Origin of the sequence: Enterobacter sp. SA187, from assembly GCF_001888805.2 — a bacterium.
GTDB lineage: Bacteria > Pseudomonadota > Gammaproteobacteria > Enterobacterales > Enterobacteriaceae > Enterobacter_D.
Map to the genome: position 1 here is coordinate 98,742 of NZ_CP019113.1, position 13,212 is coordinate 111,953.

General features: G+C 60.4%; 15 protein-coding genes. 6 read left to right on the forward strand and 9 right to left on the reverse strand.

All coding sequences use genetic code 11. The features are described 5' to 3' along the window. The first annotated feature begins 15 nt into the window (after window positions 1-15). A complete protein-coding gene (locus BMF08_RS00520; RefSeq protein ID WP_072570020.1) occupies window positions 16-1,440 on the forward strand; it encodes a 6-phospho-beta-glucosidase in 1,425 nt (474 codons plus the stop codon). 119 nt (window positions 1,441-1,559) lie between these two features. Here BMF08_RS00520 and hycI read toward each other — a convergent pair whose 3' ends face one another. The 9 genes from hycI to hycA form a co-directional block, all read right to left on the reverse strand. Next, entirely contained in the window at window positions 1,560-2,015 is a 456-nt protein-coding gene (gene hycI, locus BMF08_RS00525) for a hydrogenase maturation peptidase HycI (RefSeq protein WP_072570019.1), read from the reverse strand. Further along, window positions 2,008-2,418 (reverse strand): formate hydrogenlyase maturation HycH family protein, encoded by a 411-nt coding sequence (locus tag BMF08_RS00530; protein ID WP_072570018.1) that lies wholly within the window; start codon window positions 2,416-2,418, stop codon window positions 2,008-2,010. The genes hycI and BMF08_RS00530 overlap by 8 nt, the downstream gene beginning before the upstream one ends. Then, on the reverse strand, window positions 2,415-3,182 hold the full coding sequence (locus BMF08_RS00535) for an NADH-quinone oxidoreductase subunit B family protein (RefSeq protein WP_072570017.1): 768 nt from the start codon (window positions 3,180-3,182) through the stop codon (window positions 2,415-2,417). The genes BMF08_RS00530 and BMF08_RS00535 overlap by 4 nt, the downstream gene beginning before the upstream one ends. After that, window positions 3,182-3,724: a formate hydrogenlyase complex iron-sulfur subunit gene (locus tag BMF08_RS00540; protein WP_072570016.1), complete on the reverse strand. Its 543-nt coding sequence runs from the start codon at window positions 3,722-3,724 to the stop codon at window positions 3,182-3,184. Before BMF08_RS00540 ends, BMF08_RS00535 begins: the two co-directional genes overlap by 1 nt. 9 nt (window positions 3,725-3,733) lie before the next feature. Further along, window positions 3,734-5,443 carry a formate hydrogenlyase subunit HycE gene (hycE, locus tag BMF08_RS00545; RefSeq protein WP_072570015.1) on the reverse strand — a complete coding sequence of 570 codons (1,710 nt, stop codon included), beginning with the start codon at window positions 5,441-5,443 and terminating at the stop codon, window positions 3,734-3,736. 17 nt (window positions 5,444-5,460) lie between these two features. Then, the gene (locus tag BMF08_RS00550; protein ID WP_072570014.1) at window positions 5,461-6,384 is read right to left on the reverse strand and encodes a respiratory chain complex I subunit 1 family protein; all 924 of its coding nucleotides are present in this window, start codon (window positions 6,382-6,384) and stop codon (window positions 5,461-5,463) included. Window positions 6,385-6,386: 2 nt separating this feature from the next. After that, window positions 6,387-8,213, reverse strand: coding sequence for a formate hydrogenlyase subunit 3 (gene hycC, locus BMF08_RS00555; protein WP_072570013.1), 1,827 nt, complete (start codon window positions 8,211-8,213; stop codon window positions 6,387-6,389). After that, window positions 8,210-8,818 carry a 4Fe-4S dicluster domain-containing protein gene (locus tag BMF08_RS00560; protein ID WP_072570012.1) on the reverse strand — a complete coding sequence of 203 codons (609 nt, stop codon included), beginning with the start codon at window positions 8,816-8,818 and terminating at the stop codon, window positions 8,210-8,212. The genes hycC and BMF08_RS00560 overlap by 4 nt, the downstream gene beginning before the upstream one ends. Window positions 8,819-8,898: 80 nt before the next feature. After that, window positions 8,899-9,366 carry a formate hydrogenlyase regulator HycA gene (gene hycA / locus BMF08_RS00565; protein WP_072570011.1) on the reverse strand — a complete coding sequence of 156 codons (468 nt, stop codon included), beginning with the start codon at window positions 9,364-9,366 and terminating at the stop codon, window positions 8,899-8,901. A gap of 200 nt (window positions 9,367-9,566) precedes the next feature. Here hycA and hypA point away from each other — a divergent pair, with 200 nt between their 5' ends. The 5 genes from hypA to hypE are packed head-to-tail and all read left to right on the forward strand — an operon-like array spanning window position 9,567 to window position 13,196. Next, window positions 9,567-9,917 (forward strand): hydrogenase maturation nickel metallochaperone HypA, encoded by a 351-nt coding sequence (hypA, locus tag BMF08_RS00570; protein ID WP_072570010.1) that lies wholly within the window; start codon window positions 9,567-9,569, stop codon window positions 9,915-9,917. Between the two features lie 3 nt (window positions 9,918-9,920). After that, window positions 9,921-10,790: a hydrogenase nickel incorporation protein HypB gene (gene hypB, locus BMF08_RS00575; RefSeq protein WP_072570009.1), complete on the forward strand. Its 870-nt coding sequence runs from the start codon at window positions 9,921-9,923 to the stop codon at window positions 10,788-10,790. Then, window positions 10,781-11,068, forward strand: coding sequence for a HypC/HybG/HupF family hydrogenase formation chaperone (locus tag BMF08_RS00580; protein WP_072570008.1), 288 nt, complete (start codon window positions 10,781-10,783; stop codon window positions 11,066-11,068). Before hypB ends, BMF08_RS00580 begins: the two co-directional genes overlap by 10 nt. After that, window positions 11,068-12,189 carry a hydrogenase formation protein HypD gene (hypD, locus tag BMF08_RS00585; protein ID WP_072570007.1) on the forward strand — a complete coding sequence of 374 codons (1,122 nt, stop codon included), beginning with the start codon at window positions 11,068-11,070 and terminating at the stop codon, window positions 12,187-12,189. The genes BMF08_RS00580 and hypD overlap by 1 nt, the downstream gene beginning before the upstream one ends. After that, window positions 12,186-13,196: a hydrogenase expression/formation protein HypE gene (gene hypE / locus BMF08_RS00590; protein ID WP_072570006.1), complete on the forward strand. Its 1,011-nt coding sequence runs from the start codon at window positions 12,186-12,188 to the stop codon at window positions 13,194-13,196. Before hypD ends, hypE begins: the two co-directional genes overlap by 4 nt. Window positions 13,197-13,212 lie beyond the last annotated feature (16 nt).

Sequence of the window (13,212 nt, forward strand, 5' to 3'; positions counted from 1 at the left end):
TAAGGAGAAGTAAGCATGTCTGTATTTCCGGAAGGATTTTTATGGGGCGGCGCGCTGGCCGCCAACCAGTCTGAAGGGGCATATCGCGAAGGCGGCAAGGGCCTGACCACCGTCGATATGATCCCCCATGGCGCAAACCGCCTGCCGGTGAAGCTGGGCCAGGAAAAGCGCGTGGCGCTGCGTGATGATGAGTTCTACCCCAGCCATGAGGCGATTGATTTTTATCATCGCTACAAGGAAGACATCGCCCTGATGGCGGAGATGGGCTTCACGGTGTTCCGCACTTCCATTGCCTGGGCGCGCCTGTACCCGAATGGCGACGAACTGACGCCCAACCCGGAAGGCATCGCCTTCTATAAAGCGGTGTTTGAGGAGTGCAGAAAGTACAACATTGAACCGCTGGTAACGCTGTGCCATTTCGACGTGCCGATGCATCTGGTGGTGGAATATGGCTCCTGGCGCAACCGCAAGATGGTGGAGTTCTTCACCCGCTATGCGCGCACCTGTTTTGAAGAATTTGACGGGCTGGTGAAGTACTGGCTGACGTTCAATGAAATCAACATCATGCTGCACAGCCCGTTCTCCGGCGCGGGACTGGCGTTTGAAGAAGGTGAAAATCAGGACCAGGTGAAATACCAGGCCGCGCACCATGAGCTGATTGCCAGCGCGCTGGCGACTAAAATAGCCCATGAGGTGAACCCGCACAATCAGGTGGGCTGTATGCTGGCGGGCGGTAATTTTTACCCGTATTCCTGCAAGCCGGAAGATGTGTGGATGGCACTGGAGAAAGATCGCGAAAACCTGTTCTTTATCGACGTGCAGGCGCGCGGGGCCTATCCGTCCTATTCCGCCCGCGTGTTCCGCGAGAAAGGCGTACACATTGAAAAAGCGCCGGGCGACGATGAGATCCTGAAAAACACCGTCGATTTCGTGTCGTTCAGCTATTACGCCTCCCGCTGCGCGTCAGCGGATATGAACGCCGGAAACACCAGCGCGGCCAATATCGTGAAGTCACTGAAAAACCCGTACATTCAGGCCAGCGAATGGGGCTGGGGCATCGATCCGCTGGGCTTACGCATCACCATGAATATGATGTATGACCGGTACCAGAAGCCGCTGTTCCTGGTGGAAAATGGCCTCGGCGCGCGGGATGAAATCGATGCCAACGGCGAGATCAACGACGATTACCGCATAAGCTATCTGCGCGAGCATATCCGCGCGATGGGTGACGCCATCGAAGACGGCGTGCCGCTGATGGGTTATACCTCATGGGGCTGTATCGATCTGGTATCGGCATCCACCGGTGAAATGAGCAAGCGCTATGGTTTTGTGTATGTGGATCGCGATGACGCCGGCAACGGCACCCTCGCCCGCACGCGCAAGAAATCCTTCTGGTGGTATAAGAAAGTGATTGCCAGTAATGGCGCGGATTTGGAATAAATTGCATTGCCCGGTGGCGGCTTCGCCTGACCGGGCCTACAAAAATCCGCATTGTCGAAATTATGTAGGCCGGTGCAAGCGCAGCGCCGCCCGGCATTTCCCACCGGGCAGAGTTTCAATCACAGCGGTGAAAAACCGCCGTTCCCCTGCCATCCGGCAAGGCGCTGATACACCGTTTCCACCGCCGCCTTTACCGGCGGCGTCATCGGATAATAAAAGCCAACAATATCCGGCTGAATGCCGACAAAAATCACCTCGCCGACATCGTCTTTTAACTGATCGACCAGATAGTTGAGCGGCATATTGTGGGTGGTCATCATAAACATGTCGGCGATGTCATCGGGATCGATAATGCGGATCTCGCCGGGGTTCAGCCCCATGTCGGTGGCATCGACAATCATCAGCCTCGCGGGTTTAAGCTCGCGGATCGCCACGATGTCATTTTCCGGCGCGCTGCCGCCGTCAATCACCGTCCACCCTTCACAGCCCCGCTCCGCGCATATTTCCGCCAGCAGCGGACCTGCGCCGTCGTCGCCCATCATGGTGTTGCCGACGCAGAGTAAAACATCAGTCACGTAATCTCCTCACCATCAGGTAGATGGCATTCTCCTGATAAATATCGTGCAGCATACCGAGCAGCGTCCGGCTCCAGGCCTGCTGCTCCGGCGTCTGCTGCGCCCGGGCGCGATCAAAGGCGTTGGCCAGCATGCTGATGTGCGAATGGTCGATGACGATCTCGCCATACTTCGGTACGCCTTCCATTTTGCGCCGCGCCTCGCTGCCCTCCTCCAGCGTACCGATCCACGCCAGATACGCCTGCCACGGGCAGGTCAGCGCCGCTTCCAGGCAGTCGATCACCCCCAGGTGATGACCGATCGCCAGGCTGTAATAGACCACCTGCTGCGCGGCGGGCGGCGTGGCATCATTCTCGTCGACAAATTTGCGACTCAACTGACTGAAAACGACCTTCTCGCTCATCTGATGCGCGCCTCGTTCACCACGCTGTTAAGCCGCTGCACGATTTCATTCAGCCGCGGATCGTTTTCTGCTTCCAGCCAGCGCGCCACCTGCTGTTCGCCCTTGCCCAGCAGCCGCAGATAATCATCGGCAATCTGGCGGCCATAGCGATAACCGGCCAGCTGGCGGGCAGCGCGATCCACCCGCACGCGCAGCGGCTGCATCATGTCGTCATGCAACAGTTCAGCAGGCTGGTTGTCCTGCTCACCCGGCAGACGGGTGTGAATTTTTTGCTCCAGCAGGCCCAGCGCCATGGCAAAGCCATACAGGGTGGCGGCAGGCGTCGGCGGGCAGCCCGGAATATAAACGTCCACCGGCACAATTTTGTCGGTGCCGCCCCACACGCAGTAGAGATCGTGGAAGATGCCGCCGCTGTTGCCGCAGGCGCCGTAAGAGATGCAGATTTTCGGATCGGGCGCTGACTGCCAGGCGCGCAGCGCAGGGGAGCGCATAGCGCGGGTCACTGCACCGGTAAACAGCAGAATGTCGGCATGACGCGGTGACGGCACTACTTTGATGCCGAAGCGTTCGGCGTCGAACAGCGGCGAAAGCGTGGCGAAAATCTCGATTTCGCAGCCATTGCAACCGCCGCAGTCCACCCGGTAGACATAGGCGGAACGCTTGATGTTTTTCAGCAGCGAGGTTTTCATGCGCGCGATGGATTCATCCACCGTCATCGGCACCGGAATGCCGTTATCGTCACGCGGTCCAATTAGGTTTTGCATTAGCTGGCCTTCCTCATGTGGCGGGTCAGTTCGATCCGATCTGACGGCACCAGGCATTTCTGACGTTTGCAGTCCGGGCAGGTTTCGAAGCTCTCCCGGTGCTCGTGCGCACGGGTGTCGCCGTTGTGTTGCAGCAGGGCGATGGCGTAGTCGATCTCTTTTTGCACGGCAAAGGGCCGGGCGCAGACGCGGCATTCGCACAGCGCAAAGCGCGACTGTTGCAGGAAATCCTCTTTCTTCCATACCGCCAGTTCATAGGCCTGGGACAGGGTAATGGCCGCCGTCGGACAGACCTCTTCGCAGCGACCGCAAAAAATGCAGCGCCCGAGGTTAAACTGCCAGGCCTGCTCGCCACGGGCCAGATTGGTTTCTACGCTCAGGGCGTTTGACGGACAGGCGTTCACGCAGGCGGCGCAGCCGATGCACTGCTGCGGATTGTGCTCCGGCTTGCCGCGAAAATTTTTATCGACGGCAATCGGCTCCAGCGGGTACGACGAGGTCGGCGCGCCGGTTTTGATGACTTTTTTGATAAAGGTAAACATGGCGACTCCTTATTTCAGCGGCGAGTTTTTACGCTCGATGCTGTAGCGCTCAAGCTCTTTGTACGGCACCACTTTGCTTTTCTTCCTGCGCACATCCACCACCGTCATACGGTCGGTGCAGGAGTAGCAGGGGTCGAGGCTGCCGATGATCAGCGGCGCGTCGGATACCGTATTGCCGCGCAGCATATAGCGCAGGGTCGGCCAGTTCGCATAGGTCGCCGCCCGGCAACGCCAGCGGTAGAGTTTCTGGTTGTCGCCGGTCATGCTCCAGTGAATATCATCGCCGCGCGGCGCTTCGGCAAAACCGAGGGCAAAACGGTGCGGGATATAGGTAAAGCCCTCCACCAGCAGCGGGCCGCCGGGCAGGTTATCCAGACCAAAGTCGATCATATTGAGCGCGGTCAGCACTTCGTTGATGCGCACTTTCAGGCGGGAGATGACGTCGCAGCCCTGTTCACTGTGCACCGTCATCGGCAACAGCCCGTAGCCGACGAACGGGTGATCGGCGCGGGTATCGCGCGCATGGCCGCTGGCGCGCACCATCGGGCCGACATTGCTGAAGTCACGGGCAATTTGCGGATCCAGACGGCCAATGCCGACGGTACGCTGTTCGATATTCGGCGTGCTCATCAGCACATCCACCAGTTCCATTACGTCGCGGCGCATCTGCTGCGCCAGTTGACGGGTCTGGATCATGTCGTCTTTCAGCATGTCACGACGAATGCCGCCGATCAGGTTCATGCCGTAGGTTTTACGCGCGCCGGTGAGGATCTCCGCCATTTTCATGGAGGTTTCGCGCACGCGGAAAAACTGCATAAAGCCGGAGTCAAAGCCGACAAAGTGACAGGCCAGGCCGAGGTTCAGCAGATGGCTGTGCAGCCGCTCCACTTCCAGCAGAATGGCGCGGATCATCTGCGCACGCTCCGGCACCTTAATGCCCATCGCGTTTTCCACCGAGGTGGTGTAGGCGGTACTGTGGGCAAAGCCGCAGATGCCGCACACGCGATCCGACAGGAAAGTCACTTCGTTATAGCCCATGCGGGTTTCCGCCAGTTTTTCCATGCCCCGATGGACATAGAACAGGCGGTAATCGGCGTCGATAATGTTTTCGCCATCGACAAACAGGCGGAAATGGCCCGGTTCGTCGGAGGTGACGTGCAGTGGGCCAATCGGTACGACGTTATTTTTCTTACTGCCCAGTTCGTTAATAAACTCGTAGGTTTCGCTGTCGGTGGTCGGGGCCGGGCGTTGACGGTAATCCATACTGTCTTTACGCAGCGGATAGAGTTCGTCCGGCCAGTCATCCGGCAGCACCAGGCGACGCTCATCCGGCAGCCCAACCGGGCGCAGGCCGTACATGTCGCGCACTTCGCGCTCGCCCCAGACCGCCGCCGGTACGCGCGGCGTCACCGATGGAAACTCAAGGGTACTGGCGTCCACTTCCACCCGCACCGTGATCCAGCATTTGATGCCCTGCTCCATCGACAGCACGTAGTAGACGGCGTAATGGCCGCACAGCTGGCGTTCGTCGTTGCCGAACAGCACCGACAGCCAGCCGCCCTGCTGGTAATAGAGAAACTCCACCACTTCCGGCAGATAATTCACTTTCACCGTCAGGGTGAGCTGATCGCGGGTCTGCCAGGCTTCATCCAGCACCACGCCCGGAAAGGCCTGATGCAGGGCGGCGAGGTAGTGTTGACCGATTTTTTCTTCAGACATACATAAGTTCTCTTAAATCACGCCGCCAGCAAGGAGACGAAGGCTAAAAAGGCAAAGCCGAAACCGGCCCAGGTGACGCGCGAGGTGGCGCAAAAACGCAGCCGCGCCATGCTGTTTTCAAACAGGGCGATCGCCAGCACGCCGACAAGCAGTTTCACCACGGCAATCACCAGCGCCAGCAGCAGGCCGGTCACGCTGAAGTGCATCATCTGCCCCCAGGGGAAAAAGACGCCGACAAAGAGTTGCAGCACCACCAGCTGTTTGAGGCAGATGCCCCACTTCAGCACCGCAAAGCCGCTGCCGCTGTACTCGGTCAGCGGCCCTTCCTGTAACTCCTGCTCCGCTTCCGCGAGATCGAACGGCAGTTTGCCCATCTCAATAAAGGTGGCGAAGGCACAGGCGCAGAGCGCAAGGATCAGCGGCAGGCTGCGCCCGGCGGGCCAGTGGTAAATCGCGGCGGCGATATAAGAGATGTGCGTCGAACCCGCCACCAGCGCGGCGACCCACAGTCCCAGGATCAGGATCGGCTCTACCAGTACGCCGAGCATCGCCTCACGGCTGGCCCCCAGCCCGGTAAAGGGACTGCCGGTATCCAGCCCGGCGATGGCAAAGAAGAAGCGTGCAATGGCGAACAGGTAAATCAGGGTGATCAGATCGCCCAGCACCGGCAGCGGCGAGGCGACGGTGATCACCGGCAGCGCGGTGGCGATGGTCAGCATCACGCCGACCATCACGAACGGCATCAGGCGAAACACCCAGCCCGCCGCGTCCGGCGCAATGCTCTGCCGACCGAACAGCTTGATCAGGTCGCGGTATTCCTGGAGCACCCCCGGCCCGCGGCGATTATGCAGACGGGCGCGCGCCACGCGGGTTACGCCGGACAGCAGCGGCGCGAAGGCAAACAGCGCCAGCGCCTGAAGTAACGGAAACAGCAGATTCATGTTCAGGCTCCTCGGGAAATCACAACCACCACCAGCACCGCCAGCTCGATCAGCGCCAGGCGACGGAACAGTACCGCCGCCCCTTCATGCTGCCAGCCAGGAATGCGGGCGACCGGATCCAGCCAGTGACGCAGCTTCAGCACCGGGGCAAAAGCGGCTTTCACCGGATGGGCAAAACCGTGGGCGGTGATCACCATGGATGGCTCGTGATCGTAACCGCACACCCATGCCGCCCCGCGCTGGCGTCCCGGTAAACGGTCGCCTTTCAACAACAGCATGATGATCAGCGGCAACAGCGGACAGGCCACCAGCAGCAGCGCGATCATCGGCTGTGACACGCTGGTCTGCGCGGTGGCAAGCGGCAGCGGTACCGCCGTTGATAACAGCGGCAGCAGCCAGGGCACGCCCACGCCGCCCGCGATACAGCACAGCGCCAGCGCCACCACGGAGAAGGTCATCAGCAAGGGCGCAGGACGGGCGTTTGCCGCCTCCGGGGTGCGGGGCGTGCCGAGAAAGGTCACGCCATAGACTTTCGCCATACACATCACCGCCAGCGCGCCGGTGATCGCCAGCCCCACGGCTAACAGCGGGCCGAGCAGACGGCCGATAAACAGCTCGCTGCTGCTCAGGCGGAAGAAGGACTGGTAGATCACCCACTCCCCGGCAAAGCCGTTGAGCGGCGGCAGCGCCGCCATCGCCATCAGCCCCACCAGCATGGCGAGCGAGATCAGCGGCATGCGTTTGCCGATACCGCCCAGTTTTTCAATATCGCGATGTCCGGTCTGATACCAGACGCTGCCCGCGCCGAGAAACAGCGTGCTTTTAAACAGGCTGTGGTTGATGAGGTGATAGAGGCCGCCGGTCATGCCAAGGGCGATAAGCGCGGGCTGTTGCAGGGCGATGCCGGTCAGACCGGCCCCCAGACCGAGCAAAATAATGCCGATATTTTCCAGCGTGTGGTACGCCAGCAGACGCTGAATATTGTGCTCCATCAGCGCGTAAAGGCCGCCGACAAAAGCCGTCACCATCCCCAGCGCCAGCAGCACAATGCCCCACCACAGCGGTGGATTACCGCCCGCGAGCGATAATGTCAGGATGCCGAACAGACCGATTTTCATCACCACGGTGGAGAACAGCGCCGCGGCGGGCGCACTGGCATTCGCATGGGCCTGCGGCACCCAGCCGTGCAGCGGGATGATCCCCGCCAGCAGGCCAAATCCGGCCACGCCGGTGAGCCAGATCCCGGCGCTCAGCGGTAACTGTTGGGCGGCCATATTCATCTGCGTCAGATCCAGCGTGTGATAACGCTGCCAGATCAGCCCGCAGCTGACGACCAGCAGCAGCGTGCCCGCCCGGCCCAGCACAAACCACAGTTTTGCCGACTGGCCGCAGCCGGTAAGAAACACCGCGCACAGCGCCATGATCTCCGCCATGACCACCAGCACGCCAAAGTTATCTGCAACGACAGCGCACACCGCCGCCGCCATCAGGGCGTTCATCAGCAGACCGTTCGCCTGCACCCCGGCATGACGATGCCAGTCAAGGTTAAACAGGCTGACAAACAGCCCGCACAGGCCGAGGGTGATAAGCCAGATCGCAGACAGCGGCGTGATCAGCATCCCCATACCCGCCAGCGATACCGTGCCCTGCACCGCCACGCCGTCGAGCAGTACCAGCGCGCCGGCCCCCGCCGTCATGACGCTGGCGAGCGCGCCGCCCAGCCCTGCCATCACGCCGCTCAGCGGCTTATAAAATGAAAATGCCGCTGCCAGCAACGCCGCCGCGGAAAAAAACAGCAGCGCGCTGTTAATGAGTGAAAGCGCGTTCAATGTGTACCTCCTGGCGGCAGCATCAGCGCCGACAGATCGCCGAAATCCGCGTTAATGGTCAGCTCGCGCTTGCGTTTGCTGGCGCGGGCGATGTCATGGTTATCGACCAGATGCAGCGCCTGCGTCGGGCAGGTGCGCACGCAGGCGGGACCGGCGTCATCGAAGCTGCACAGATCGCATTTCACCGCCACGGCGCGGATACCTGGTACCCAGTCCAGCAGCGTGCTGACACGGGCTGGCGCAGGCGGCGCGGCGGGCGCTTTCGGCGTATTGGCGTTGGCCGGAATATGCAGCGGGCGGCTGCCGGACATTTCTATCGCGCCAAATGGACAGGCGATGGCGCACAGCTTACAGCTGACGCACAGGCTTTCATTGAGCTGCACCGCGCCATCGACGCGGTTAATGGCATTCACCGGGCAGACCCCGGCGCAGGGCGCGTCTTCGCAGTGATGACATAGCTGCGGCGCAGATTCTTTTTCGTTGCGCATCACTTTCAGGCGCGGCATAGACTGCAAACCGCGCTGGCGATGCGTCTCGGCACAGGCGGCTTCACAGGTGTGGCAGCCAATGCAGAGGGTGGAGTCAGCAATTACAAAACGATTCACCAGGCATTCCTCAGGTGGTCATTTTTGACGAAATCATGCCGATGTACTGTCTGTTTCGACACTCATCGACACCCGTGCGGTTACGCCTGCGCCCTTTGTAACGGGCGGTTCACCAGCTGATGCAGATCGATGGGCAGATCCTGTTCAATGGCGGCATACAGGCCGTGGTAAACGGTGGCGATTTTATCGAGATAGTGTTCGAGTACGGCTTCGCGGGAGCGGTTGCTGACGTGGCCGTCAACCCGGCCATCCAGCCCCAGTTGCGCCTGCGCAATCAACAGTTTGTCGTCGCTGTTTTTGCTGCCGACGTAATACTCGATGGTGTGGCTGTTAAAGCCGTCGGCGAGGGTGACGTAAACCGGAAAGTGCTCGAATAAGACAAAGCACAGATCCCGGTCCGGCGCGCAGCTCATGGCATGATGCAGCCGCGCTTTTGACAGGGTTATCCCCTGAACCAGTGAGTTGCAGTAATGACGCCATTCATCCTGGAGGCGTTGATGCCGTTCGGCAATGTAGTCCGCTTTTTCGCTAATTTCCCAGATGGTCATGTCAGGTTACCCAATTAGTTGCGATAACCGTTGTTAGCAGTTTTTATGCCAGTTTTTAATACATTGAATTTTAAAGATAAAAAACAAAACCATCGCGAAAATGACATGTCATTTCGTCAGCGTCGACATCGTCAGTGACATGTCAAAAAGAGCTGGCATCGTTATTGCATTCGTTAGGCCATCGACTAACGGGAGGCGCTATGCACGAAATTACCCTTTGCCAGCGCGCGCTGGAACTTATCGAACAGCAGGCAGCGGCGCACGGCGCGCGGCGCGTCACCGGCGTGTGGTTAAAAATTGGCGCATTTTCCTGCGTCGAAAGCAGCGCATTGAGCTTCTGCTTTGATCTGGTATGCCGTGGCACCCTGGCGGAAGGTTGTACACTGCATCTCGATGAGCAACAGGCCGAGTGCTGGTGCGGGCATTGTCAGCAGTACGTCACCTTACTGAGCCAGCGCGTGCGCCGTTGTCCGCTGTGTCACAGCGACGGCTTACAGATTGTCGCCGACGACGGTCTGCAAATTCAGCGTCTGGAAATTGAACAGGAGTGAAATATGTGTACCACCTGTGGTTGCGGTGAAGGCAATCTCTATATAGAAGGCGACGAGCACAATCCGCACTCGGCGTTTCGCGGGGCGCCCTTCGCGCCTGCCGCCCGGCCCGGGCTTACCATCACTGGCATGAAAACCGCCTTTAGTCCAACGCAAACCGACAGCGGCGATCTGCATTATGGTCATGGCGAGGCGGGCACCCATGCGCCCGGCATGAGCCAGCGCCGGATGCTGGAAGTGGAAATCGACGTGCTGGATAAAAACAATCAGCTTGCCGCCCGCAACCGCGCGCGCTTCGCCGCCCGCCAGCTGCTGGTGCTGAACCTGGTTTCCAGCCCCGGCTCCGGTAAGACCACTCTGCTCACCGATACCCTGCTGCGCCTGAAAGGCAAAACCGCCTGCGCGGTGATTGAAGGCGATCAGCAAACGGTAAACGACGCCGCGCGTATTCGCGCCACCGGCACCCCGGCCATTCAGGTGAATACCGGTAAAGGCTGCCATCTGGATGCACAGATGATCGCCGACGCCGCGCCGCGTTTACCGCTGGACGACGGCGGTATTTTGTTCATCGAAAACGTCGGCAACCTGGTGTGTCCGGCGAGCTTTGACCTGGGCGAGCGGCATAAAGTGGCGGTACTGTCCGTCACCGAAGGCGAAGACAAGCCGCTGAAATATCCGCATATGTTTGCCGCCGCCTCGCTGATGCTGCTCAATAAAATCGACCTGCTGCCCTATCTGAATTTTGACGTCGAACGCTGTTTAGAGGCGGCGCGGGCGGTGAATCCACAGATAGAAGTGATCCTGATCTCCGCCACCAGCGGCGAAGGCATGGACAGCTGGCTTGCCTGGCTGGAGGCGCAACAATGTGCATAGGCGTACCGGGGCAGATCAGCGCCATCGACGGTTTACAGGCGAAAGTGGACGTCTGCGGCATTCAGCGTGATGTGGATCTGACGCTGGTGGGCAGCACCGATGAAACAGGCCAGTCGCGCCTCGGCCAGTGGGTGCTGGTGCACGTCGGCTTTGCGATGAGCGTGATCAACGAAGCGGAAGCCCGCGACACCCTGAGAGCCCTGCAAAATATGTTTGAGGTAGAGCCGGACGTCGGCGGTCTGCTGTACGGTGACGCCCACAACAGCGGAGGCCGGTGATGCGTTTTGTTGATGAATACCGCGCCCCGGAACAGGTGATGCAGCTTATCGATCGCCTGCGGGATCGCGCCCGCCAGCTCTCTTACACCGCTTCCCGCCCGCTGCGCATTATGGAAGTGTGCGGCGGCCATACCCACGCGATTTTTAAATTCGGCCTCGATCAGCTGCTGCCGGACAATATCGAATTCATTCACGGGCCGGGCTGCCCGGTCTGCGTGTTGCCGATGGGACGCATCGACACCTGCGTGGAGATCGCCAGCCGTCCGGAGGTGATTTTCTGCACCTTCGGCGATGCCATCCGCGTGCCGGGAAAAAACGGTTCGCTGTTGCAGGCGAAAGCGCGCGGCGCGGATATCCGCATTGTCTATTCGCCGATGGACGCGCTGACGCTGGCGGCGGAAAACCCGCAGCGCAAAGTGGTGTTTTTCGGCCTCGGCTTTGAGACCACCATGCCCGCCACCGCCATTACGCTGCAACAGGCGAAGGCGCGCGGGCTCGATAATTTCTATTTTTTCTGCCAGCACATCACGCTGATCCCGACGCTGCGCAGCCTGCTGGAAGCGCCGGACAACGGCATCGACGCCTTTTTAGCGCCGGGGCACGTCAGCATGGTGATCGGTATCGACGCCTACGGCTTTATCGCCAGCGACTTTCAGCGCCCGTTAGTGGTGGCGGGTTTCGAACCTCTTGATCTACTGCAAGGCGTACTGATGCTGGTTGAGCAGAAAATAGCAGCCCGCAGTCTGGTTGAAAATCAGTACCGCCGCGTGGTGCCCGATGGCGGCAACGCGCTGGCCCGTCAGGCGATGGCCGAGGTGTTCTGCGTCGAAGGCAAAAGCGAGTGGCGCGGGCTTGGCATGATCGAACACTCCGGCGTGCAGCTGACACCGGCGTACCAGTCATTTGATGCGCAGGCGCATTTTCGCCCTGCCCCGCAGCAGGCGTATGACGATCCGCGCGCCCGCTGCGGCGACGTGCTGACCGGTAAATGCAAACCGCACCAGTGCCCGCTGTTCGGCAAAACCTGCGATCCGCAGTCGGCCTTTGGCGCGCTGATGGTCTCCTCAGAGGGAGCCTGCGCCGCCTGGTATCAGTATCGCAGTCAGGAGAGTGAAGCATGAGTACCGTACAACTGGCCCACGGCAGCGGCGGCCAGGCGATGCAGCAGTTGATCGGCAGCCTGTTTATGCAGGCCTTTGACAATCCCTGGCTGGCGGAGCAGGAAGATCAGGCGCGCCTTGATCTCGCCACGCTGAGCGCCGCGGGCGACCGGCTGGCCTTTTCCACCGACAGCTACGTTATCGATCCGCTGTTTTTCCCCGGCGGCGACATCGGCAAGCTCGCCATCTGCGGCACCGCTAACGATGTGGCGGTAAGCGGCGCGCTGCCGCGCTTTTTCTCCTGTGGGTTTATCCTTGAAGAAGGACTGCCCCTCGACACGCTGCGGGCAGTGGTCAACAGCATGGCGGCGACAGCGAAAGCGGCCGGTATCGCGATTGTCACCGGCGATACTAAAGTCGTGCAGCGCGGCGCGGCGGATAAGCTTTTTATTAACACTGCCGGGATCGGCGCTATCCCCGCCGGGATCCGCTGGGGGGCGCAACAGCTGCAACCCGGCGATCTGCTGCTGGTGAGCGGCACGCTGGGGGATCACGGCGCGACCATCCTCAATCTGCGGGAAAACCTCGGTCTGGATGGCGATCTGGTGAGCGACTGCGCCGTACTGACGCCGCTTGTCCAGTCTCTGCGCGATATTCCCGGCGTCAAAGCCCTGCGCGATGCCACCCGCGGCGGCGTCAACGCGGTGGCCCATGAGTTTGCCGCCAGCTGCGGCTACGGTATTGAACTGCGCGAGGCCGACCTGCCGATGAAACCGGCGGTGCGCGGCGTCTGTGAACTGCTGGGGCTGGAGGCGCTGAATTTTGCCAATGAAGGCAAACTGGTGATCGCCGTGGAACGCCATGCCGCCGATGCGGTACTGGAGCGACTGCGCGCCCATCCGCTCGGCCGCGACGCGGCGCTGATAGGCGAAGTGGTCGGGCGCAAGGGCGTGCGTCTCGCCGGATTATATGGCGTGAAGCGCATACTGGATCTGCCGCACGCTGAGCCGCTGCCGCGCATTTGCTGATATTTGCGCCGCCGCC

Excerpts from the sequence above, each read along its gene's own strand:
- hypD (WP_072570007.1), top strand. The coding sequence starts at position 11,068 with ATGCGTTTTGTTGATGAATACCGCGCCCCGGAACAGGTGATGCAGCTT.
- hypE (WP_072570006.1), top strand. The coding sequence starts at position 12,186 with ATGAGTACCGTACAACTGGCCCACGGCAGCGGCGGCCAGGCGATGCAG.
- BMF08_RS00580 (WP_072570008.1), top strand. The coding sequence starts at position 10,781 with ATGTGCATAGGCGTACCGGGGCAGATCAGCGCCATCGACGGTTTACAG.
- BMF08_RS00530 (WP_072570018.1), bottom strand. The coding sequence starts at position 2,418 with ATGAGCGAGAAGGTCGTTTTCAGTCAGTTGAGTCGCAAATTTGTCGAC.
- hypB (WP_072570009.1), top strand. The coding sequence starts at position 9,921 with ATGTGTACCACCTGTGGTTGCGGTGAAGGCAATCTCTATATAGAAGGC.
- BMF08_RS00540 (WP_072570016.1), bottom strand. The coding sequence starts at position 3,724 with ATGTTTACCTTTATCAAAAAAGTCATCAAAACCGGCGCGCCGACCTCG.
- hycA (WP_072570011.1), bottom strand. The coding sequence starts at position 9,366 with ATGACCATCTGGGAAATTAGCGAAAAAGCGGACTACATTGCCGAACGG.
- BMF08_RS00520 (WP_072570020.1), top strand. The coding sequence starts at position 16 with ATGTCTGTATTTCCGGAAGGATTTTTATGGGGCGGCGCGCTGGCCGCC.
- BMF08_RS00550 (WP_072570014.1), bottom strand. The coding sequence starts at position 6,384 with ATGAATCTGCTGTTTCCGTTACTTCAGGCGCTGGCGCTGTTTGCCTTC.
- BMF08_RS00535 (WP_072570017.1), bottom strand. The coding sequence starts at position 3,182 with ATGCAAAACCTAATTGGACCGCGTGACGATAACGGCATTCCGGTGCCG.
- hypA (WP_072570010.1), top strand. The coding sequence starts at position 9,567 with ATGCACGAAATTACCCTTTGCCAGCGCGCGCTGGAACTTATCGAACAG.
- hycE (WP_072570015.1), bottom strand. The coding sequence starts at position 5,443 with ATGTCTGAAGAAAAAATCGGTCAACACTACCTCGCCGCCCTGCATCAG.